Annotated in this window: 18 protein-coding genes; 10 read left to right on the forward strand and 8 right to left on the reverse strand. The window is 72.0% G+C overall.

The genetic code is table 11. The features are described 5' to 3' along the window. Nucleotides 1–116: 116 nt before the first annotated feature. Entirely contained in the window at nucleotides 117–911 is a 795-nt protein-coding gene (locus ACFV1W_RS02500; RefSeq protein WP_380412323.1) for a DUF1707 domain-containing protein, read from the reverse strand. 146 nt (nucleotides 912–1,057) lie between these two features. Here ACFV1W_RS02500 and ACFV1W_RS02505 point away from each other — a divergent pair, with 146 nt between their 5' ends. The 3 genes from ACFV1W_RS02505 (at nucleotide 1,058) to ACFV1W_RS02515 (ending at nucleotide 3,381) form a co-directional block, all read left to right on the forward strand. Then, complete coding sequence (locus ACFV1W_RS02505) at nucleotides 1,058–2,725, forward strand: fumarate hydratase (protein ID WP_033347644.1); 1,668 nt, start codon at nucleotides 1,058–1,060, stop codon at nucleotides 2,723–2,725. A 126-nt stretch (nucleotides 2,726–2,851) separates the two neighbouring features. Further along, a complete protein-coding gene (locus tag ACFV1W_RS02510; protein ID WP_033347643.1) occupies nucleotides 2,852–3,124 on the forward strand; it encodes a type II toxin-antitoxin system Phd/YefM family antitoxin in 273 nt (90 codons plus the stop codon). Continuing rightward, entirely contained in the window at nucleotides 3,121–3,381 is a 261-nt protein-coding gene (locus tag ACFV1W_RS02515; protein ID WP_380412327.1) for a Txe/YoeB family addiction module toxin, read from the forward strand. The genes ACFV1W_RS02510 and ACFV1W_RS02515 overlap by 4 nt, the downstream gene beginning before the upstream one ends. Nucleotides 3,382–3,408: 27 nt before the next feature. Here ACFV1W_RS02515 and ACFV1W_RS02520 read toward each other — a convergent pair whose 3' ends face one another. Next, the gene (locus ACFV1W_RS02520; protein WP_380412330.1) at nucleotides 3,409–4,167 is read right to left on the reverse strand and encodes a GntR family transcriptional regulator; all 759 of its coding nucleotides are present in this window, start codon (nucleotides 4,165–4,167) and stop codon (nucleotides 3,409–3,411) included. Nucleotides 4,168–4,303: 136 nt separating this feature from the next. On the opposite strand from ACFV1W_RS02520, the gene ACFV1W_RS02525 reads away from it, so the two are divergent. Then, nucleotides 4,304–4,522: a hypothetical protein gene (locus tag ACFV1W_RS02525; protein WP_380412333.1), complete on the forward strand. Its 219-nt coding sequence runs from the start codon at nucleotides 4,304–4,306 to the stop codon at nucleotides 4,520–4,522. Between the two features lie 236 nt (nucleotides 4,523–4,758). Here the strand turns inward: ACFV1W_RS02525 and ACFV1W_RS02530 are convergent, their stop codons facing one another. Then, the gene (locus ACFV1W_RS02530; protein WP_380412336.1) at nucleotides 4,759–5,037 is read right to left on the reverse strand and encodes a hypothetical protein; all 279 of its coding nucleotides are present in this window, start codon (nucleotides 5,035–5,037) and stop codon (nucleotides 4,759–4,761) included. Between the two features lie 214 nt (nucleotides 5,038–5,251). Between ACFV1W_RS02530 and ACFV1W_RS02535 the strand changes: the two genes are divergently transcribed. The 3 genes from ACFV1W_RS02535 (at nucleotide 5,252) to ACFV1W_RS02545 (ending at nucleotide 11,414) form a co-directional block, all read left to right on the forward strand. Further along, the gene (locus ACFV1W_RS02535; protein WP_380412339.1) at nucleotides 5,252–8,215 is read left to right on the forward strand and encodes a BTAD domain-containing putative transcriptional regulator; all 2,964 of its coding nucleotides are present in this window, start codon (nucleotides 5,252–5,254) and stop codon (nucleotides 8,213–8,215) included. A 482-nt stretch (nucleotides 8,216–8,697) separates the two neighbouring features. Next, nucleotides 8,698–9,462 (forward strand): class I SAM-dependent methyltransferase, encoded by a 765-nt coding sequence (locus ACFV1W_RS02540; protein WP_380412342.1) that lies wholly within the window; start codon nucleotides 8,698–8,700, stop codon nucleotides 9,460–9,462. A 77-nt stretch (nucleotides 9,463–9,539) separates the two neighbouring features. Then, complete coding sequence (locus ACFV1W_RS02545) at nucleotides 9,540–11,414, forward strand: SpoIIE family protein phosphatase (protein ID WP_380412345.1); 1,875 nt, start codon at nucleotides 9,540–9,542, stop codon at nucleotides 11,412–11,414. A 64-nt stretch (nucleotides 11,415–11,478) separates the two neighbouring features. Here ACFV1W_RS02545 and ACFV1W_RS02550 read toward each other — a convergent pair whose 3' ends face one another. Continuing rightward, on the reverse strand, nucleotides 11,479–13,668 hold the full coding sequence (locus ACFV1W_RS02550) for an MMPL family transporter (protein ID WP_380412348.1): 2,190 nt from the start codon (nucleotides 13,666–13,668) through the stop codon (nucleotides 11,479–11,481). Nucleotides 13,669–13,811: 143 nt separating this feature from the next. Here ACFV1W_RS02550 and ACFV1W_RS02555 point away from each other — a divergent pair, with 143 nt between their 5' ends. Beyond that, nucleotides 13,812–14,438, forward strand: coding sequence for a TetR/AcrR family transcriptional regulator (locus ACFV1W_RS02555; protein WP_380412351.1), 627 nt, complete (start codon nucleotides 13,812–13,814; stop codon nucleotides 14,436–14,438). A gap of 55 nt (nucleotides 14,439–14,493) precedes the next feature. Here ACFV1W_RS02555 and ACFV1W_RS02560 read toward each other — a convergent pair whose 3' ends face one another. Further along, complete coding sequence (locus ACFV1W_RS02560) at nucleotides 14,494–15,459, reverse strand: LysR substrate-binding domain-containing protein (protein ID WP_380412354.1); 966 nt, start codon at nucleotides 15,457–15,459, stop codon at nucleotides 14,494–14,496. Between the two features lie 191 nt (nucleotides 15,460–15,650). Here ACFV1W_RS02560 and ACFV1W_RS02565 point away from each other — a divergent pair, with 191 nt between their 5' ends. Next, a complete protein-coding gene (locus ACFV1W_RS02565) occupies nucleotides 15,651–16,202 on the forward strand; it encodes a peroxiredoxin (protein WP_030286645.1) in 552 nt (183 codons plus the stop codon). 3 nt (nucleotides 16,203–16,205) lie between these two features. Beyond that, the gene (locus ACFV1W_RS02570) at nucleotides 16,206–16,748 is read left to right on the forward strand and encodes an alkyl hydroperoxide reductase (protein ID WP_363382179.1); all 543 of its coding nucleotides are present in this window, start codon (nucleotides 16,206–16,208) and stop codon (nucleotides 16,746–16,748) included. Between the two features lie 157 nt (nucleotides 16,749–16,905). Here the strand turns inward: ACFV1W_RS02570 and ACFV1W_RS02575 are convergent, their stop codons facing one another. The 3 genes from ACFV1W_RS02575 to ACFV1W_RS02585 form a co-directional block, all read right to left on the reverse strand. Beyond that, the gene (locus tag ACFV1W_RS02575; protein ID WP_380412358.1) at nucleotides 16,906–18,387 is read right to left on the reverse strand and encodes an AI-2E family transporter; all 1,482 of its coding nucleotides are present in this window, start codon (nucleotides 18,385–18,387) and stop codon (nucleotides 16,906–16,908) included. A gap of 496 nt (nucleotides 18,388–18,883) precedes the next feature. After that, the gene (locus tag ACFV1W_RS02580; protein ID WP_380412361.1) at nucleotides 18,884–19,642 is read right to left on the reverse strand and encodes a transglycosylase SLT domain-containing protein; all 759 of its coding nucleotides are present in this window, start codon (nucleotides 19,640–19,642) and stop codon (nucleotides 18,884–18,886) included. A 433-nt stretch (nucleotides 19,643–20,075) separates the two neighbouring features. After that, on the reverse strand, nucleotides 20,076–21,410 hold the full coding sequence (locus ACFV1W_RS02585) for a PhoH family protein (protein WP_380412364.1): 1,335 nt from the start codon (nucleotides 21,408–21,410) through the stop codon (nucleotides 20,076–20,078). Nucleotides 21,411–21,518 lie beyond the last annotated feature (108 nt).

Below are 21,518 nucleotides of genomic sequence, written 5' to 3' on the forward strand. Positions count from 1 at the left end.
GTCCGGCCGCGATTCATGCACACTGCACGCAATCGACTACGGAGTGCACCGGGAACAACGTCGAGTGCCCGGCCGGGAGTTGATCCCCGGCCGGGCACTCGACACGTCAATTCGGGCTATTCCGTATCGAGTTGCTTGCGCACCCACTCCCTGAGCTTCTTGCCCCGGCGCGGCTTGGCGTTGCAACCGCCGAACAGGGCAACGCCCTTGACCCGCACGACCGGAGCGTACGGGTCCGCCACGGTCTGCTCGCGGACGTCGAAGCCGCCGAAGATGCCGACCCCCGAGCCGAGCAGGCTGACGTTCTCCGGCACCCGGATCTCCACCCCGCCGAAGATCGCGGTCACCGTGATCTCCACCTCGGGGGACTCGAACACGGCGTCCGTGAGGTCGATGTCCACCCCGCCGAACGCCGTGAAGGCCGTCAGGTGCGAGCCGACCCGCCAGCGGCCCTTCCGGGCCGCGCCGCCGAAGATCGCCACCACCGACGGGGCCTCCTGCCGCGCGGGCGGCAGCGGCCTGGCCGGCGCGGGGGCGGGCTCCTGGGCGCCCAGTGGCGGCTTGTCGAAGGACACCGAGCGGTGGGCGGGCAGGTCCCGGGTCAGCGGGGCCAGGTCACCGAAGGTCCTGGCGGCGTACGCGGCCTCGATCCGCTCCGCGTGCTCCTCCGCGTCCAGGCGCCCCTCGGCGTAGGCGTCCCGCAGAAGTTCCGCGATCCGCTCGCGGTCGGCGTCCGAGACCCGCATCTCGGCGTCCGCCACCGGGGCGGCCGACGGCCGCGGCGCGGCGACGGGCTCGGCCACGGGCTCGGCCACGGGCTCGGCCCGGGGCTTGAGTTCGGGCTTGGTCAGGGGCACGGGCGCCGGCACCGGCGGCTGCCCCGGGTCGTCCTGCGACGGCGAGTTGTCCACGGCCCAAGCCTAGTGGCTCGCACTCCTGGCCGAGTGAGCCCGGTCACGCAAGGCTGACCTGTCCGCGTGCCCGCCCCGACCGGGTCCTACCCTGGATGGTGCTTCGCCGACGCAGCCGGACCACTGGACACCTAAGGACCGCCCCGATGGCTCCCACGCCAGACTTCGAGTACAGCGACCTGCTCCCCCTGGGCGCTGACCCGACCCCGTACCGCAAGCTCACCTCCGAGGGTGTCTCCACCTTCGAGGCCGGCGGCCGCACCTTCCTCCAGGTCGAGCCCGAGGCGCTGCGCCTGCTCACGGCCGAGGCGATGCACGACATCTCGCACTACCTGCGCCCCGCGCACCTCGCCCAGCTGCGCCGCATCCTGGACGACCCGGAGGCCAGCCCGAACGACCGCTTCGTCGCGCTCGACCTGCTGAAGAACGTCAACATCTCGGCTGGCGGCATCCTCCCGATGTGCCAGGACACCGGCACCGCGATCGTCATGGGCAAGCGCGGCCAGAACGTGCTGACCTCCGGCGCGGACGAGTCCGCCATCGCGCGCGGCGTGTACGACGCGTACACCAAGCTCAACCTGCGCTACTCCCAGATGGCCCCGGTCACCATGTGGGACGAGAAGAACACCGGCAACAACCTGCCGGCCCAGATCGAGCTGTACGCCACCGACGGCGACGCGTACAAGTTCCTGTTCATGGCCAAGGGCGGCGGCTCCGCCAACAAGTCGTACCTGTACCAGGAGACCAAGGCCATCCTGAACGAGGCGAGCATGCTCTCGTTCCTGGAGCAGAAGATCCGCTCGCTCGGCACCGCCGCCTGCCCGCCGTACCACCTGGCCATCGTGATCGGCGGCACCAGCGCCGAGTTCGCGCTCAAGACCGCCAAGTACGCCTCGGCGCACTACCTGGACAACCTGCCGACCTCCGGCAACGCCAGGACCGGCCACGGCTTCCGGGACCTGGAGCTGGAGGCCAAGGTCACCGAGCTGACCCAGAAGATCGGCATCGGCGCCCAGTTCGGCGGCAAGTACTTCTGCCACGACGTGCGCGTGGTCCGGCTGCCCCGCCACGGCGCCTCGCTGCCGGTCGCGATGGCCGTCTCCTGCTCCGCCGACCGCCAGGCGCTCGGCAAGATCACCGCCGAGGGCGTCTTCCTGGAGCAGCTGGAGACCGACCCGGCGAAGTACCTGCCGGACACCACCGACGAGCACCTCGACGACGACGTGGTACGCGTCGACCTCAACCAGCCGATGTCCGCGATCCGCGCCGAGCTGTCCAAGTACCCGGTCAAGACCCGGCTCTCGCTCACCGGCACCCTCGTCGTCGCCCGCGACATCGCCCACGCCAAGATCAAGGAGCGTCTGGACGCCGGCGAGGGCATGCCCAAGTACCTCCAGGACCACCCGGTCTACTACGCCGGCCCGGCCAAGACCCCCGAGGGCTACGCGTCCGGCTCCTTCGGCCCCACCACGGCCGGCCGGATGGACTCCTACGTCGACCAGTTCCAGGCCGCCGGCGGCTCCATGGTCATGCTCGCCAAGGGCAACCGCAGCAAGCAGGTCACCGACGCCTGCGCCGCGCACGGCGGCTTCTACCTCGGCTCCATCGGCGGCCCCGCCGCCCGCCTCGCCCAGGACTGCATCAAGAAGGTCGAGGTGCTGGAGTACGCCGAGCTCGGCATGGAGGCCGTCTGGCGCATCGAGGTCGAGGACTTCCCCGCCTTCATCGTCGTCGACGACAAGGGCAACGACTTCTTCCGCGAGACCACCGAGGGCCCGCTGATCACCAACCTGCGGATCCGCTCCAAGGAGTAGCCCCTCCCGGCTCCCCCGACCGCCTCGTCGCGCCCCGCCGCGACGGGGCGGCTTTCTCGTGGCACCCGGTACCGAAACCTCGTACCATCGAGGTACCAGGGTCCGGTACGCATTGGAGGCACGTCGATGGCGATCAGCGCGAGCGAAGCACGCACCCAGCTCTTCCCGTTGATCAAGAAGGTCAACGACGACCACGCGCCGATAAGAATCACCTCGAAGAGCGGGGACGCGGTCCTCATGTCCGCCGAGGACTACGACTCGTGGCAGGAGACGATCCATCTGCTGCGCTCCCCTGCCAACGCCCAGCGCCTCATGGAGGCCGTTGCCCGCGACAAGGCCGGCCACCCCGGAGTCACCAGGACGATGGAGGATCTGGAAGCTCTGGCGGGTGAAGTGTGAGGAGCGTCCGATTCGACCCGGACGCCTGGGAGGACTTCCTCTTCTGGCTCGGATCGAACCGGAAGATGGCCCGGCGGATCGCTCGCCTCATCGGCGAGATACAGCGCGAGCCGTTCAACGGGATCGGGAAGCCGGAGCCGTTGAAGGGTGACCTGGCCGGCTACTGGTCGCGCCGGATCGACGACGAACACCGCTTGGTGTACCGGGCCGACGAGAAGGAAGTGAAGATCCTCAAGGCTCGCTACCACTACCAGTAGCACCGATCGGCCCCGCCGCCGTCCGGCTCAGGCGTCGAAGTCGTACTCCAGGACGTAGGAGGCGGCGTCGAGGATCATCTCGTTGAGTTCGACGACCTGGCCCTCGTCGGCGAAGGCGGTGCGGCAGATCAGGATGACCGGGGTGCCTGCGGAGAGTTCGAGGCGGGTCGCCTCCTCGGCGGCGGGCATCCGGGAGCGGACCTCCTCGCGGAAGTGCACGGGCTTGGCGCCGATCTCGGCCAGGCGGGCGTAGGTGCCGCCTGGGCCGGTGTCCTCGCGGGTGATCGCGGTGCCGGCGACCAGGACGGCCGGCAGGTAGGAGGTGGAGAGCAGCACCGGCTTGCCGTCCAGCACGAAGCGGCGGTGCCGCACGCACATCGGGGAGCCCGCGTCCACCCCGAGCACCCTGGCCACGTGTTCGGGGGCGCCCCGCTCGGTGACGGACACCTGGTCGACCACCAGGCTGCGGTTGTCGATGTCCGCCGACCATATCGACCGGCCGGAGCCCCACTGCCCCTGCGCCAGCCGCTGGATGCCGCGCCGGCGCAGCGGCCGGAAGTCCCGGACGAACACCCCGGCACCCCTGCGGGCCTCCGCGATGCCCTCGCTCTGCAGCACGCCCAGCGCCTGGCGGGCCGTCATCCTGGCCACGCCGTACTCGTCCATCAGGTCGTTCTCGCCGGGCAGCCGGTCGCCCGCGCGGTAGCGGCCGGTGTCGATGGCCGCCTTCAGGGAGTCGGCGATCCGCTGGTACTTGGGCTGCTTGTCGCCACTGCTGCCGGTCATCGCCGCTCCCTCTCCCCCGGACAATCGTAGGCGCGCCCGCGGTCGCCGGTAAGGAGATACGACCGTTGACATCTCTAGAGATATTAGCTTCTCTAGAGATGTCTGCCAGTCGCTGACGGAGCGAAGGAGCAGTGCGGTGACCATCCGACAGCGCAACACCCCGGCCTACCGGCCGCACGTGGGTGAACTCGTCTACGACCGCAGGACCGGACGCACCGGCATCTACATGGACACCATCGGCGGCGAGCACTACCTGCGCCCCGAGCACGGCGGCCGCGAATGGACCGCCGAACCCCATCACGTCTCACCGGCCCCCGAGCCCCGCGATTCGACTGAATGCCTCCAGCCCCGGTAATTGCGGCGAAACCCACGCAAACCATGGCATTCGGGCGCCCGTAATCTCCCCGGTGAATCCGGAATTCCGGAACGCTTCGGGGGGCGCCGCCGGGCACGTTACGGATGACCCCGGTCACCACGGGTGCGTCGAGGACGGGAATCGGCCACCGGCCGGCCCGCACACGAATTGGCGCGCACAAAACAGCAGTGCCCCGGCGCCCGGACGGGGGCGCGGGGGCACTGGGTCGGAACGACTTACGGGTGGCCCATGATGATGTTCTCCGGTTCGAACGTCTTGCCCGGCTCGCCGGTGGCCGGCGCCTTGGGGTCCTCCGCACCCTCGCCACCGAACAGGTCGTTCTCGATCGCCGTCTTCTGCGCGTCGGAGGGCGCGGCGTACTCGGTCGGGTTCGAGGACGCGGTCACCGCGCCCTCGACAGCCTTGCCCGCTTCCACAGCGGCGGCCGGAGCCTCAGTCGTCGTCCCGTTCTCGGGCGTCGACAGCACCGGGGTCTCGCTCTGGTCGTTGGCCATTGGGCGGCCGCCTTTCGGTCATCAAATGTGTTCAGCCCGACCTCCGTGGCGCGGGCGCGGGGACAGTATCGTAGGGTTGATTAAATGTCCGATAAACATCGTGCGGCTTGCGGTGCCGTCCGGCAGAGTCGGGCGTCCGCCTAAGCTGAAGCATCACGGCGGACCGCCGAGCGCCCATTCACGGAATCGACACCACAGGCCATCGGGGGACTTCATGGAGTTTCGGGAGACGCCGCAGGCACCTGCGCTGCGCTTCCAAGTCCTCGGTCCGGTCCAGGCCTGGCTCGACGGCAAGCCCCTTTCCCTCGGTTCTCCCCAGCAGCAGGCCGTGCTGACCACCCTTCTGCTGCACTCCGGGCGCCCGGTCACCACGCAGGACCTGGTCGACTCGCTCTGGGGCGAGCGTCCCCCGGCCCAGGCCGTGGCCGCGCTCCGCACGTACGTCTCCCGTCTGCGCTCGGTGATCGAGCCCCAGCGGGAGGTGCGCCGCCCCGCCGAACTCCTGGTCTCGGTCGCCGACGGCTACGCCCTGCGCATTCCCGGCGAGGCCCTCGACCTCTCGGTCTTCGAAAAACTCTCCGCCGAGGCCGCAGCGGCCCGCACCTCGGGTGACAAGCACAAGGCGCACCGACTGCTGGCAGAGGCGCTGGACCTGTTCAGCGGCCGTCCGCTCACGGGCATCCCCGGTCCGTACGCAGACGCCCAGCGGTTGCGGCTGGCGGAGCGCCAAGTCGCCGTCGCCGAGGAACTGTGCGCCGCCGCCCTCGACATCGGCCTGCACGCCGAGATCGTCGTCGAACTCAACAATCTGACGGCCGAGCACCCGTTGCGCGAGCGTCTGCGCGAGTTGCTGATGCTGGCGCTGTACCGCTGCGGCCGTCAGGCCGAAGCGCTCGGTGTCTACACCGACACCCGCAAGCTGCTCATCGAGGAGCTCGGGGTCGAACCGGGCGTCGGCCTGTCCTCGATGCACAACCGCATCCTGGCCGCCGACCCGACACTCGCCGTACCGGCCGCCCAGGCCTCGGTCACTCGCGAGGACAGTCCGGCCGCACCGCCCGCCCCGGCGCAACTCCCCGCCGACGTCTCGGATTTCAGCGGGCGATCGGAGCTGGTGGGGGACCTCTCGACGGTCCTGATGAACGCCACCGGCCAGGCCGTGGTGGTGACCTCGCTGGCAGGCATCGGCGGCGTGGGCAAGACCACTCTCGCCGTGCACGTCGCCCACCGCGTCCGCGCCGAGTTCCCGGACGGTCAGTTGTACGTCGACCTGCGCGGAGCGGGCGCCTCACCCGCCGACCCGGTGGTCGTCCTGGGCGACTTCCTGCACGCGCTCGGGGTCACGGAGACACCCGACTCACTCGAACAGCGCGCGGCTCTCTACCGCTCGCTGCTCGCCAGCCGGCGGATGCTGATCCTGCTCGACAACGCACGGGACGCCGACCAGATCCGGCCGCTCATCCCCGGTGTCTCCGGCTGCGCGGTGCTCGCCACCAGCCGTTCCCGGTTGGCCGGCATCCCCGGCGCCCAGCTGTTCGACGTCGAGGAACTAACTCCCGCCGAAGCGCTCACCCTCTTCTCGGCCATCGTGGGCGAGCAGCGGGTCGCCGCCGAGCCCGAGGCTGCCATGAAGGTGGTCACCGCCTGCGGCTTCCTGCCACTGGCGGTCCGCATCGCCGCCGCCCGGCTGGCCAGCCGGCCGCGCTGGAGCGTCTCCGACCTGGCCAGTCGGTTAGCCGACCAGCGGCGGCGCCTGGACGAACTCCAGCTCGGCAACCTCGCCGTGGAGACCACCATCGGGCTCGGCTACGGACAGCTGTCCGTGGACGAGGCCCGTGCCTTTCGGCTGCTCGCCCTGATCGACTCCCCCGACATCCCGCTGGTCGCCGCCGCGGCGCTGCTGGGTGTCGACGAGTACACGGCCGAGGACCTCGCCGAGGCGCTGGTCGAGGCGAACATGCTGGAGTGCTTCACCCCCGGCCGCTACCGCTACCACGACCTGCTCCGGCTCTACGCTCAGCGGAAGAACGAGCGGATCGGGGACACCGAGGAGCAGGAAAGGGCAGTGGCGCGGCTGCTCGACCTGCTGATCCCGACCGTCCGCAACGCTGCCCGAACCATCGAACCGGACGACGCCGAGCCCGAGCTGCTGACCACACCCTCCTCCCCGGGCATGGGCCTGCCAACCAGCGGCTCCGCCCAGGACTGGCTCCGGACCGAGGGCGCTCTGCTGCTCAGTGCCATGGCCACGGCGGCGAACGGACCCATCAGCTCGCAGCACGCGGCGATCGACCTGCTGATCCTGCTGTACGGTCTCGGCCCCGACCCCACCCACGGCCCGCAGGTCCGCCCGATCCTGGAGACCCTCAGCCAGGAAGCGGAGCAGCGGGGCGACTCCGCCGCTCTCGCACGGCTTCATTTCGCTCTCGGCGCTCTGAAGTCCGTCGCCAGCGACTTCCAGAATGCCGAGCACTCACTGCGGCGCAGCCTCGACCACCAGGCTCCGGACGAGCCGACCGTCCTGCTGCTGGCCACGGCCAACACGCTCGGCGTGATCCTCAGCGTCGGCAACCGACCGGCCGAGGCTCTGCCGTTCCTCGAACAGGCGCAGGCCATCAACCGACAGGTCGGCACGGCGTTCGGTGAAGCGCGGATCGTCAGCAACCTCGCCCGGGTCCAGCATCGACTGGGCATGACCGAGACGGCGATCAGCTCGGCCGAAGACGGTGTCGCAGCGGCTCGGGCGTCCAAGAACGGTCCGCTGCTCGCCCAGACCCTCTACCAGCTGGGCGTGGTGCTCTCCGGCGGCGAGGCCGTCCCCTACTTGCAGGAGGCGCACCGGCTCTACCAGTCCCAGCGGAATCCCCTGTGGGAGGGCTACACCCTGGCCCGCCTCGCCTCCGCGCTGCTCGCCGCCGAGCAGTACCCCGAGGCCGCCGAGGCCGCCGGTCAGTCACTCGCGATCGGGCAGGACATGGATTCCGTCTACTGCCAGGGCCTGGCCAACGCTGCCCTCGGCGAGGCGCTGCTCGCCCTGGCCCAGCCGGCCCGTGGCCTGGCCTGTCTCCAGGAGGCGCACGCGATCTTCACGCGGCTCGGTGTGCCGGAGGCCTCCCCCGTGGCGGACCTCATCTCCCGACAGCACACCGAGCCCTTCTCTTCTTCCCCCGCGCCGTGAGGCCTCCGCCCCCCCACGGAGAACCTCCCCCGATCCGCGCGTCGGCGCTCCCGCAGCCCCCCGGCTGCGGGAGCGCCCTCAACGCTTCCCCGGCGCTGGACTCAACTGTGCACTCCGCCGATTGACATTCGATAAACGTCCGATTGTCAGCCTGCGGACCGGCAAAACCGCAGGTCAGCGCCGTCGCCCCGGCGCTCCGCACGGCGTGCGGCACCGCACGCACCACCCTGCCCGCACCGAAGTGCTTCCGCGGACCCGACCCACTTCGGCCCAAGCATGACGAGTTGGCCGGAAAGGGACCCCATGGCGCAGTGATCGCGCATATTCTCAGATGCCAGTACGCACACGAGTGTCTGCCGACAACGTGTCGGGGTGCAGGCCGTCTGTGTGACGCGGGGAGCGTGACGTACCGCCACCGGCAGCGGCCCAGGAGGCTGCGGAGGAGCCGACCGGAGGCCACGGGTGGAAGGGTGCCTCTCAACGTGACGACCGGACAGATATCCGACCCGTTCCCCGTCGGCGAGGACGCTGGCGACGACGGGCCCGACGTGCGACGACGCCGGGCGGCACGGGCCTTGCAGGCGGTCGCCTTCGACACCATCGGAGCCGGGTACGGCGAGGCGTTCCCCGCCAAGGACGGGCAGCTGGAGTGCGGGCGGCGGCTGCTCGCCGCGCTCGAACCCGGGGCCCGGGTGCTGGACGTGGGCTGCGGCACCGGTGAGCCGACGCTCCGCCAGCTGACGTCCGCCGGGCTGCGGGTGACGGCGGTGGACCTCTCGGACGTGATGCTCACGCTGGCCCGTCGAGCCGGGGACACCGGCCCGTTTCCGGCCGAGTTCCACCGGATCGACCTGTACGATCTGGCCACCGAGCGCGCCGGCCGGGTCTGGGGCGCGCCCGGACTGGGCCCGGCGGGCCACGGCTCCTTCGCCGCCGTCACCGCGTTCTTCTCACTGATCCTGCTGCCGCAGGACGAGATCCCGACCGTGCTCGTCCGGCTGCGCGAGCTCCTGCGACCCGGCGGACTGCTGGCCCTCGGCATGGTCGAGGCCGACCTGGATCACGTTCCGCTTCCGTTCCTTGGCAGAGAGCTGCGGATCAGTGGGTATCTGCGGGAGGATCTGGAGCGGGTTCTGGTTGACGCGGGTTTCGCCGTCGAGGATCGCTCGGGGCATCCGTACGCGCCGGCCAGTACCACGCTGCCGCCGGAGGAACAGCTGTTCCTGCGCTGTCGACGCGTCGGCTGACCGACCAGCGGACCGGGCCAGCGGACCGGGCCCACCGAGCACACCTCCACACCACACCGAATCCAGGACAGGCAGCCGTGCGCGACCAGCTCAAGACCGAGGCGGAGCCGCCGTCCGCCGTCCCGGGCCAGCGCCGCCAGCTCCCGGCCCGGGCAGCGGCCCCGGCGAAGCCGCCGACGGCACGGCCGGACCGCGCGGGCGCGGCGGGCGGGGTGGCGGACCGCCTCGCCTACCTCGACGCGGCGACCCGGCGGATCAACAGCGCCCTCGACCTGGCCGCGACCCTGCGCAACATCGGCCGGGTGCTGGTTTCGACCCTCGCCGACGCCGCCGTCGTCCACCTGCGCGACCCGCTGCCCAACGTCGAACGCGAACCCGGCTTCCCGGAGGAGCTGCGGATCCACCACAGCACGGGCACCCGGATCGGCCGCCGCGGCCGCAAGAGCGGCGCGGACGACCGGCACCGCTCCCGGTACGGCTCCCGGTCGACCGCCGACACCGGCCCGGCCACCCCGGTCACCCGCGGCGGCGCGCTGGCGCACATCCTGCTGAGCCGCCGCCCCGCCGAGTCGGCGGTCCTCGGCACGCCCGCCGCCGAGCGCACCGAGGCGCTGCTGCGCGAGCTGTACGGCACCCGGGGGCTGGCGCGGCTGGCCCCCGGCACCTCGGTCGTCGCGCTGCCGCTGCGCGGGCGCAAGGCCGTCCTCGGTCTGCTGGTGCTGATCCGCCGGCCCCCTGAACGCACCGGCCGGTCGGCCTTCGACGCGGCCGACACCGCGACCGCCGCGCACCTGGCGACCCAGGCCGGGCTGGCGGTGGACACCGCGCTGCGCTACGCCCGCGAGTGGGAGATAGCCAACGAACTCCAGCGCAGCATGCTGCCGTTGCGCCTGCCCCAGTCGCACGGCGTCCGGCTCGCCCAGCGCTACCTGCCCGGCGAGCGCGGCGCGCAGGTCGGCGGCGACTGGTACGACGCGGTGCCGCTGCCCGGCAACCGGGTCGCCCTGATCGTCGGCGACGTGATGGGCCACTCGCTCACCTCTGCCGCCATCATGGGCCAGCTGCGCACCAGCGCCCAGACCTTGGCCGCACTCGACCTGCCGCCGCACGAGGTGCTCTACCACCTGGACGAGCAGGCCCAGCGGCTCGGCCGCGAACAGCACCTGGCCACCTGCGTGTACGCGGTGTACGACCCGATCGCCAACCGGGTGGTGCTGGCCAACGCCGGGCACGTCCCGCCGGTGCTGGTCCGCCCGGACGGCACGGCCGAGTTGGTGGAGCTGGACTCCGGGGCGCCGATCGGGGTCGGCGGCGTGGACTTCAACTCCGTCGAGCTGCCCGCCCCGCCCGGCTCGGCCCTGCTGCTGTTCACCGACGGCCTGGTGGAGACCCGCACCCGCCCGCTCAGCGACGGCCTGGAGGTGCTCCGCGCACGGATCGCGGCGGCCCGCTGGCAGTCCCCCGAGCAGCTGTGCCAGGAGGCCCTGCGCATCCTGCCGCCCGGCGACCGCGGCGACGACATCGCCCTGCTGGGCGCCTGCTTCGACGGCATCCCGGCCGGGGACGTCGCCCACTGGTACCTGCAGCCGCGCAACGAGACGCCGGGCCGGGCCCGCCGGCTGGCCGCGCACACGCTGCGCCGCTGGGGGCTGGACGAGCTGAGCGAGGCGACCGAGCTGATGGTCAGCGAGCTGGTGACCAACGCCGTCCAGCACGCGACCCGGCCGGTCACCCTCAGCCTGGTGCGCACCACCCGGCTGCGCTGCGAGGTCGGCGACGACAGCCCGCTGCTGCCGCGCCCGCGCCGCACCGGTCCGGAGGACGAGCGCGGACGCGGGCTGCAGATAGTGGCCCGGTGCGCGGACCGCTGGGGCGCGACCCGGCTGGGCACCGGCAAGGTGGTCTGGTTCGAGCAGCGCCTGCCCCAGGCCGCGGTCCTGCCCGTGAAGTGACCCCGGTGAGGCGGCCGCGCGCCCGGCGGGAGGGCTCCTGCCGGGGCGCGCGCGTGACCGGGTCTCAGACCCCGGCGGGCTGCCTCGTCTCCCGCTGCTCCTCCTCCAGCCGGGTGATCAGCCGCTCGCCCTCCATGTCCACCTTCGGCACGACCTTCTCCAGCGGCTTCGGGAACCACCAGGCCGCCTTGCCGAACAGTGCCATCGCGGCCGGCACCAGGGCCATCCGCACCACGAAGGCGTCCACCAGCACGCCCACCGCGAGGGCGAAGCCGATCGGCTGGACGATCGGGTCGTGGCCGAGGACGAAGGCGCCGAACACCGAGATCATGATCAGCGCGGCCGCCGTGACCACCCGGGCGCCGCCCTTCACCCCGCCGACGACCGCCTCGCGCGGGGCCTTGCCGTGGACGTACTGCTCCTTCATCCCGGAGACCAGGAACAGCTCGTAGTCCATCGCCAGCCCGAACAGCACGCCGATCAGCAGGATCGGTACGAAGCTGACCACCGGGCCGACCTTGGGCACGTCGATCAGGCCGCCCAGCCAGCCCCACTGGTAGACCGCGACCACCGCGCCGAGCGAGGCCAGGATGCTGAGCAGGAAGCCCAGCACCGCCTTGAGCGGCACCAGCACGGAGCGGAAGGCCAGCGCGAGCAGCACCAGCGCGATGCCCACGATCACCGCGACGAACGGCGGCAGGGCCTGGCCGAGCTTGGTGGAGACGTCGATGTTGGCGGCGGTGGTACCGGTGACGGCGATGGTCGCGCCGGTCGCGGACTCGATCCCGGCGCGCTGGTCGCGGATCTCGTTGACCAGCGCCCTGGTGTCCTCGTCGTCCGGGCCGGTCGTCGGGATGACCGGCACCAGGGCGGTGCCGCTGGCCCGGTCGACCTTGGGCGGCAGCAGCGTCCGGACGCCCTTCAGCCCCTGCAGCTTGCCCGCCACGCCCTGCACCGCCCGCTCCGGCTGCGGGGTGCCGTGGGCGTCCACGACGACCACCAGCGGCGCGTTGAAGCCCGGGCCGAAACTGTCGCTGACCAGGTCGTACGCCTTGCGGCCGTCCGTGCCGACGGCCTGTGAGCCGCCGCCCGGCAGACCGAGGTCCAGGCTCGCGGCGGGCACCGCCATGGCGCCGAGCCCGGCCAGGCCGACCAGCAGGACGGGCAGCGGGCGGCGGACCACGAAGCGGGCCCAGCGCTCGCCCATGGTGACCTTGCCGTGGGTGGCCAGTGCCCGCTTCCAGATCGGCAGCCGGTCGATCGCCCGCCCGGTGAAGCCGAGCACCGCGGGCAGCAGCGTGATCGCGACCAGGACGGCCACCACGACGGCACCGGAGGCGGCCAGACCCATCACGGTGAGGAAGGGGACGCCGGCGACGGCGAGTCCGGCGAGGGCCACCACCACGGTCAGGCCGGCGAAGACGACGGCGCTGCCGGCGGTCGCGGTGGCCCGGGCGGCGGACTCCTCCGGCTCCAGCCCCTCGTCCAGGTGGCGGCGGTGGCGGAACAGGATGAACAGCGCGTAGTCGATGCCGACCGCGAGGCCGACCATCAGCGCCAGCACCGGCGCGGTGGTGATGATCTCGAACGAGCCGGTCAGCGCCAGCAGTCCGGCCATCGCCACCGCGACGCCGACCAGCGCGGTCAGCAGCGGCAGCCCGGCGGCCACCAGGGTGCCGAGCGTGATCACCAGCACCACCGCGGCCACCACCAGGCCGATCGACTCGGAGCCGCCCTCGATCTGCGCGAACCGGTTGTACGCGTCGCCGCCGAAGGCGACGTCCAGCCCGGCCGCACGGGCCGGTTCGGCGGCGGCCCTCACGGCGTCGCGCTCCTGGTCGGTGACGTCGGCGAGCTTGTGGTCGAAGGAGACCAGTGCGATCGCGACCCTGCCGTCCGGGGACACCGCGCCGGTGGCGTACGGGTCGGGAACCGCGGCCACGCCGGGGACGTGGGCGATCCGGCCGACGGCCTCGCCGACCGCCGTGGTCGCCCCGGGCGAGGCGATGCCGCCGGACGCCGGGGCGGCGAAGACCACCTGGGCGGAGCCGTGGCCCTGCTCCGGGAAGGCGCCCTTGATCCGGTCCAGGGTGGCCTGTGCCTCCGTCCCCGGGACCTTGAACTCGTCGCTGGTCTTGCCCGCGAACGCGCCGGCGGCCCCGCCGATCGCGATCAGCAGCGCGATCCAGACGGCCAGCACGGCGCGCCTTCTCCTGAAGCAGTGGCGGCCCAGTCGGTACAGGTATGTGGCCAAGGTCTGACCCCTCGCGTGCGGTCGGCGGACAGGCGGGTGCCTGAGCGAACCCCTCCCACGGTAGACCCAACTTTGTCGAGTGACAAAGTTGGCCGACAAAATCAGACGACGCAGTTGCTCGACCATGGCGCTACCCTGGCTGGATGGCTCATGTCCCCGCCTCCGAACGCCGGCCGCAGCTGGTCCGGGCAGCGATCGACCTGATGACCCGGGAAGGGGTCGCCACCGCCAGCACCCGCGCGATCGCGGCCGAGCTGGGCGTGGCACAGGCGACGGTGCACTACACCTTCGGCACCAAGAAGGACCTCTACCGGGCCGTGGTCGAGGAGGTCGCCGCCCAGTTCATCGGCCAGGTGCGCGCCGCCTCCCCGGGCGACGGCCCGTTCGGCGAACAGGTCCGCACCCTGGTGTACGCGCTCTGGGACGCCGCCACCGGCGAGGACGGGCGCTGCGTACTGCTGAGCGAGTTCGAGACGCTGGCGATGCGCGACCCGGACGTGCGGGAGATCATGCTCGGGCTGCAGTGCGCGATCGAGGGCACCGCCACCGAGATGATCACCGCCCTCGCCGCAGCCCACGGACTGACCCTGGCCACCCCCGTCGACCGGATCGCCGTTCACTTCCTGAGCGGCTTCGACGGCCTGACCGCCCGCCACCTGATCCGGCGCCACCCGGGCGAACGGCCCGACCCGGAGACCCTGGAGGCGCTGGACGTGCTGGTGGCGACCACGGTCGGGCTCTGCCTCGGCGAGGCGGCGGGCCGGCCCTGACCGGCCCCTCCCCCGGCCCTCGGCCTCCCCGCCTCCGGCCCTCGACCTCCCGTCCCTAGCCCGCGTCCTCCCCGCCGACGATCCGCACCGGCAGCTCGGCCAGCACCTCGCGCAGCGCCGCCGCGAAGCGCTCGTACTCGGCACTGCGGGCCGAGCCCGGGCGGGTGGCCAGCCCGATCCGGCGGCCGGGCGCCGGGGCGGCGAAGCGGACGGCCGCCAGCCGGTCGGTGCGTCCGGCCTCCACGTCCAGCGCGGTGGCGGGCAGCAGGGTCACCCCGAGGCCCCCGGCGACGAGCTGGACCAGGGTGGACAGGCCGGCCGCCCGGGTGGTGGAGCCGGCCGGGTCGGCGCCGACCTCTCGGCAGATGTCGAGGGCCTGGTCGCGCAGGCAGTGGCCCTCCTCCAGCAGCAGCACGTCCAGGTCGAGCAGTACGTCGCGCGGGACGTCGATCCGCCCGGCGAGCGGGTGCCCGGGCGGGGCGACCAGGACGAAGTCCTCGTCGAACAGCGGGATGTCCCGGGTCGGCGAGGCCCCGCCGGCCGGGAGTGCCAGCAGCAGGACGTCCAGGCGTCCGGCGGCCAGGCCCTCCAGCAGCGAGGGGGTGCGCTCCTCGTGGACGTGCAGCTCCAGCTCGGGGAACCGGTCGCGGACCAGCCGCAGCACGGTGGGCAGCAGGTACGGCGCGACGGTCGGGATCACCCCGAGGTGCAGCGGCCCGGTGAACGGGCGCCGGGCGGCCTCCACCTCCTCGGTGAGGGCCTGCAGCGAGGCGAGCACCCGACGGGCGTGCTCGTGCACGCGCTCACCCAGGGGAGTGACGATCACCTTGCGCGTCGTACGCTCGACCAGCTGCGCGCCCAGCGACTCCTCCAGCGCCGCGACCGCCCCGGACAGCGCGGGCTGGCTGGTCCCGGTCGCGGCGGCAGCCTCCCGGAAGTGCCGGTGCTCGGCCACCGCGACGAAGGCCCTGAGCTGGGCGACCGTCGGGGTGCGCGGACTGCGGACTGTGGCGCTCCCCACAGCCGACTCGGGTTTGGCGGCGGCACCCCTGCGGGGGCCGCGGCGGGACGGGGACGGTTCGGCACTGATAGCAATCTCCGATCAGACACATCAAGTGTAGCTATTTCCCTGATCAGTCCACGATGTGGAATTGTTGAACGCGTCCGGAATCCGGACAAAATCCCGCAGTCTCATGTTCTGGAGAAGCGAACGTGCTCACGATCGGTGACAAGTTCCCCGAGTTCGACCTCAAGGCCTGCGTCGACCTGGACGCCGCGAGCGCCTTCGCCGACATCGACCACAAGACCTACGAGGGCAAGTGGAAGATCGTCTTCTTCTGGCCGATGGACTTCACCTTCGTCTGCCCGACCGAGATCGCCGCGTTCGGCAAGCTGAACGACGAGTTCGCCGACCGTGACGCCCAGATCCTCGGTGTCTCCGGCGACTCCGAGTTCGTGCACCACGCCTGGCGCAAGGACCACAAGGACCTGCGCGACCTGCCCTTCCCGATGCTGGCCGACATCAAGCACGACCTGATGCGCGCCTGCGGCGTCGAGGGCGAGGACGGCACCGCCCAGCGCGCCGTGTTCATCGTCGACCCGAACAACGAGATCCAGTTCGTCATGGTGACCGCCGGCTCCGTCGGCCGTAACCCCAAGGAGGTCCTGCGGGTGCTGGACGCCCTGCAGACCGACGAGCTGTGCCCGTGCAACTGGAACAAGGGCGAGGACACCCTCGACGCCCAGGCCCTGCTGGCGGGCTGACCCATGGCTCTCGACGACCTGAAGGCCGCCCTCCCGGACTACGCCAAGGACCTCAAGCTCAACCTGGGCTCGGTCATCGGCAACTCCGACCTCCCCGCCCAGCAGCTCTGGGGCACCGTGCTGTCCTGCGCGATGGCCACCCGCAGCCCCGGCCTGCTGCGCGAGCTGGAACCCGAGGCCAAGGCCAACCTCTCCCCGGAGGCGTACACCGCCGCCAAGGGCGCGGCCGCGATCATGGGGATGAACAACGTCTACTACCGGACGCTGCACCTGCTCTCCGACAAGGAGTACAGCACGATGCGGGCCGGTCTGCGGATGAACATCATCGGCACCCCGGGCGTCGAGAAGGTCGACTTCGAGCTCTGGTGCTTCGCGGTCTCGGCCATCAACGGCTGCGGCCAGTGCCTCGACTCGCACGAGGCCGTGCTGCGCAAGGCCGGCGTCGAGCGGGAGGTCATCCAGGCCTCGATGAAGATCGCCGCCGTGCTGCAGGCCGTGGCCGGCGTCCTCGACTCCGAGGCCGCCCTCGCCGCCGTCGACGCCTGACGCACCCCGTAACCCCTGACGGGCCCCTCCGCTTGCCGGAGGGGCCCGTCGGCGTTTCCCGCACCTCTCGGCATGTCCAACTCCGCTACAGTGCAAGGCGCCCGCCACCGCCCCGGCCGGCAACGACCACCCCGGCCGTCGCCCGCCGAGGCGGTCGTCAGTCGGCCGCCGCCGCGGGCTGGGCCGTCGGCGGCTGGGCCCCGGCCGGCTGGGCGGCCGCGGTGCGTTCGGCGGCTTCGCGGGCGGCTTCGAGGGCGGTGAAGACCGCCTGGCCGGCCTCGTTGCGGCGGCGCAGGTGGCCGACCACGGTGTTGGTGACGGCGATCAGCGGGACGGCGACGACCGCGCCGCCGATGCCGCCGATGATGCCGCCGGCCGCGACGCCGAGGACCACGCCGAGCGGGTGGACGCGGACGGCCCGGCCGAGGATGAGCGGCTGGAGGATGTGGCTCTCCACCTGCATCACCGCGATCAGCACCACCAGCACCATCAGGGCCGTCCACGGCCCCTGGGTGACCAGGGCGATCAGGACCGCGACCGTCCCGGTGACCAGGGCGCCGACGAGCGGGACGAAGGCGCCCAGGAAGATGATCACGGCCAGCGGCATGGCCAGCGGCACGCCCAGCAGGTCGATGCCGATCCCGATGCAGACCGCGTCGATGAAGGCCACGCACACGGTGCCGCGCACGTACGCGGTGAGGGTCGCCCAGGCCTTCGGGCCGGCGCCGGCCATCGCGAAGCGGGAGTGCCGGGGCAGCCCGCGCAGCGCCCAGTTCCAGATCCGCTCACCGTCGTAGAGGAGGAAGAAGGTGGTGAAGAAGGTCATCAGCAGCGAGGTCAGCACCTCGACGGCGATCTGCGCGCCGGTGATGGAGGCCGAGGTGAGCTGATCGGTGTTGGTGGTGATGGCCTTGGTGATCTGGTCTGCGAAGTCCTTGATCTGCTGCTGGGTCAGGTGCAGCGGCCCGTTGACCATCCAGTCCCGCAGCTGGTTGACGCCGTCCTTGACCTGGGCCGTGACGTCCGGCAGGTTGGTGGACACCTGCCAGACCACGAACCAGCCGACCAGCCCGATCCCGGCCAGGCCGCTGAGGAAGACCCCGCCCGCGGCGAGCGAGCGCGGCACCCCGCGCCGGCGCAGCCAGGAGACCGAGGGTTCCAGCAGGGCGGCGATCAGCAGCGAGGCCAGCACCGAGAAGGCGACCAGCCGCAGCATGTCGACGACGTAGAAGAGGACGTAGAGGGCGGCGCCGAGCAGCAGCAGCCGCCAGGTCGACTCGGCGGCGACCCGCAGGCCCCACGGCACCGCCTCGGCGGGGGTGGCGGGCCGACCGGGGTGGTACTCCCGGCCGAGTCCGGCGTGCGCGGTGGGGGCGGGCGGTGCGACGGCCGCGGCCGTCGGGGCCGCCGTCGCGGGCTCCGGTGCCTGGGACTCGGCCGCTGCCGCGGCGGCCACCGGCGCGGGGGCGGGCGCGGGATCGGCGCGCGGGACCGGGACCGGACCGGGCACCTCGGCGGGGAGCTCGTCCGGGTCGGCCGCCATCGCGGCGCGTCGGCGCCGTTCGATCACGGCGGCCGCGCTCGCCACCACGGCCATGCCCTTGGCCACGGCCTTGAAGGCCTTTCCGCCCCGCGCCATCCTCGCTACCACCGCTTCCCTGCCGGACCCGCCGAGTCCGGCGGTAACGCCGTGGGTCCCGCCACGGCCGTCAGGGATGACGCTACCCGGCGGGGACCGGGCCGGGCCGCCCGCCGGGGAGGTTCGATGCGATCGCTTCCTCCGCGGATCAGGACAAAACGCTAGGTTTCACAGGGTTTCGCCCACGTACGGTGGGGGAGGAGTTCGAACAGGGCGACCGGGTCGTCCCAGCCGTCCCACTCATCCTGTTCGACCGTCGAAGAAGCCAACCGCCGGCGGACCGGCCGGTGCGGAGAGCAACCAGGACCCCTCCCCGCGCCCCGCGTCCGCAACCAGGACCGCACCGCCCGCGGGCGCACTGGTCAGCGCAGCCCGGGCGGCGCGGCCCGCCCCCGTCGGCCACGAGCCGCGAACACCACGGCCCCCGGCCGCTCGTCGACGGAGGAGCGGCCGGGGGCCGTGCGGAGTGCGCCGCCCCTCGGGGCGGCGGGCCCTCCTAGTACCAGTTGTGGGCCTGCCAGAACGACCAGGCGCCACAGGGGCTGCCGTAGCGGCTGTTCATGTAGCTGAGGCCCCACTTGATCTGTGTGGCCGGGTTGGTGCGCCAGTCGGCACCGGCCGAGGCCATCTTGGAGCCGGGCAGGGCCTGGACCAGACCGTAGGCGCCGGAGCTGCTGTTGGTCGCGGTGTAGTCCCAGCCGCTCTCGCGCTTCACGATCTGGCTGAAGCACTGGAACTGGGCGTCGTTGCCGACGATCTGCCGGGCCATGTCCTGCACGGAGCCGGGGCTGACCGAGACGGCCGGAGCGCTGTCGTCCACCGCGGCCATCGCCGAACGCGACTTGGAGCGGTTGGCGGCGGCGGCATCGGCGGCACGCTGGTCGGCGGCGGCCTTGGCAGCCTTGTCCGCGTCGGCCTTGGCCTGGGCGTCGGCCTTCGCCTGGGCGTCGGCGGCGGCCTTCTGGCGCGCGGCCTCCTCGGCTGCCTTCTGCTCGGCGGCAGCCTTGGCCGCTGCGTCGGCAGAGGCCTGCTGGGCGGATGCCTGCTGGCCGATGTTGTCACTGACGGTCTGCGCCTGGGCGCCAGAGGGGACTTCGGCAAGCAGGGTCGCGCCGGCGACGTCGACCGTCTGCGTGGTCTTGCCCTCGCTGCCCGAGGCCATGCCGACGACGGCACCGACAGCGGTGACGGCGGTGGCGGAGGCCACAGCAACTCCCCGGACCGAGATCCGAGTCACATGCATTCCTTCCAGCATCGCCCACGCGTGACCGTGCGGACGCAACATGCCCCTTGGCACGGACCTCCGCACGGTGCTCTGGTCACGGGAGGTGCTGGCCCGGCGTCCGGCCGAGGTGAGGCGACCGGGCGTTGGAATCGGGCGGCGTACGGCTCAACGGTCTTCAATTGTGCGTCCACCGACCGGAGTTGGTGGACCTTCCGGGGCCTTACTTCCGAGCTCCGGAAGCCCTGCCGCGCCGTACGCGGGGCCTGACAGAACCCTCACCATGCCGCACCGGGCACTGTCGACGCAATTCCCGCCTGCGTGGCGCATGTCACATTCACCGCGCGGGAGTTCTCCGGACAGAAAGCACTCGATGTGATGAAAGGGGCGGGGCCCGCTCCGTCAGGAACGGGCCCCGCGCCACGAGTTGACCGCATTGTCCGGCTTTGCCCCGATCAAGGGCGGTTCATGGGTGGATGTCCTCCAGCATCTCCGTGACCAGCGCCGCGATCGGCGAACGCTCCGAGCGGGTGAGCGTGATGTGGGCGAAGAGCGGATGCCCCTTCAACTTCTCCACCACCGCCACGACCCCGTCGTACCGGCCGACCCGGAGGTTGTCCCGCTGCGCCACGTCGTGGGTGAGCACCACCCGCGAGCCCTGGCCGATCCGGGACAGCACCGTCAGCAGCACGTTGCGCTCCAGGGACTGGGCCTCGTCCACGATCACGAACGCGTCGTGCAGCGAACGCCCCCGGATGTGGGTGAGCGGCAGCACCTCCAGCATCCCGCGGGAGATGACCTCCTCGATCACGTCCGGGGTGGTGACCGCCGAGAGGGTGTCGAAGACCGCCTGCGCCCAGGGGCCCATCTTCTCCGCCTCGGAGCCCGGCAGGTAGCCGAGTTCCTGGCCGCCGACCGCGTACAGCGGCCGGAAGACCATCACCTTGCGGTGCTGCCTCCGCTCCAGCACCGCCTCCAGCCCCGCGCACAGCGCCAGCGCCGACTTGCCGGTGCCCGCCCGGCCGCCCATCGACACGATGCCGATGTCCGGGTCGAGCAGCAGGTCCAGCGCCACCCGCTGTTCGGCGCTGCGCCCGCGCAGCCCGAACGCCTCGCGCTCGCCGCGCACCAGTCGGACCCGCCCGTCGCCGGTCACCCGGCCGAGCGCCCGGCCGCGCACCGAGGTGAGCACCAGTCCGGTGTGCACCGGCAGCCCGTCGGCCCCGTCGACGTCCACTGCGGCGTCGTGGCCGGCCGCGAACAGCGCGTCCACCTGGTCGGCGGCGACGTGCAGTTCGGACATGCCCGTCCAGCCGGAGGTGATCGCCAGCTCGGCCCGGTACTCCTCGGCGAGCAGGCCCACCGAGCTGGCCTTGATCCGCAGCGGGAGGTCCTTGGAGACGACGGTGACGTCGTAGCCCTCAGCCTGGAGGTTGCGGGCGACCGCCAGGATCCGGGTGTCCGCCTCGCCGCCGCCGGCCCGGTAGCCGACCGGCAGTATCGAGACGTCCGAGTGGTTGAGCTCGACCCGGATGGTCCCGCCCAGTTCGCCGACCGGGATCGGCTCGTCGAGCCGGCCGTGGCGGATGCGGTAGTCGTCGAGCAGACGTAGCGCCTGGCGGGCGAAGTAGCCCAGCTCCGGGTGGTGCCGTTTGGCCTCCAACTCGGTGACGACCACCACCGGAAGGACGACCTCGTGCTCCTCGAAGCGGGTCATGGCGAGCGGGTCCGCCAGGAGCACGCTGGTGTCGAGAACGTACGTGCGCCGGTCTGGTGTCCGGCGGCTCTTGGAACTGACCACTAGGCCTCCAGAGCGGATGACCCTGCGTCATCCGCGGCAAGCCGGCCCCCGCTGCCCCAGTGGCCTCGGGGCCGGACTGACCGGAGTATTCCCAGGCGGGGAGCGGTG

This window comes from Kitasatospora sp. NPDC059648 (genome assembly GCF_042734825.1).
Classification (GTDB): Bacteria; Actinomycetota; Actinomycetes; order Streptomycetales; family Streptomycetaceae; genus Kitasatospora.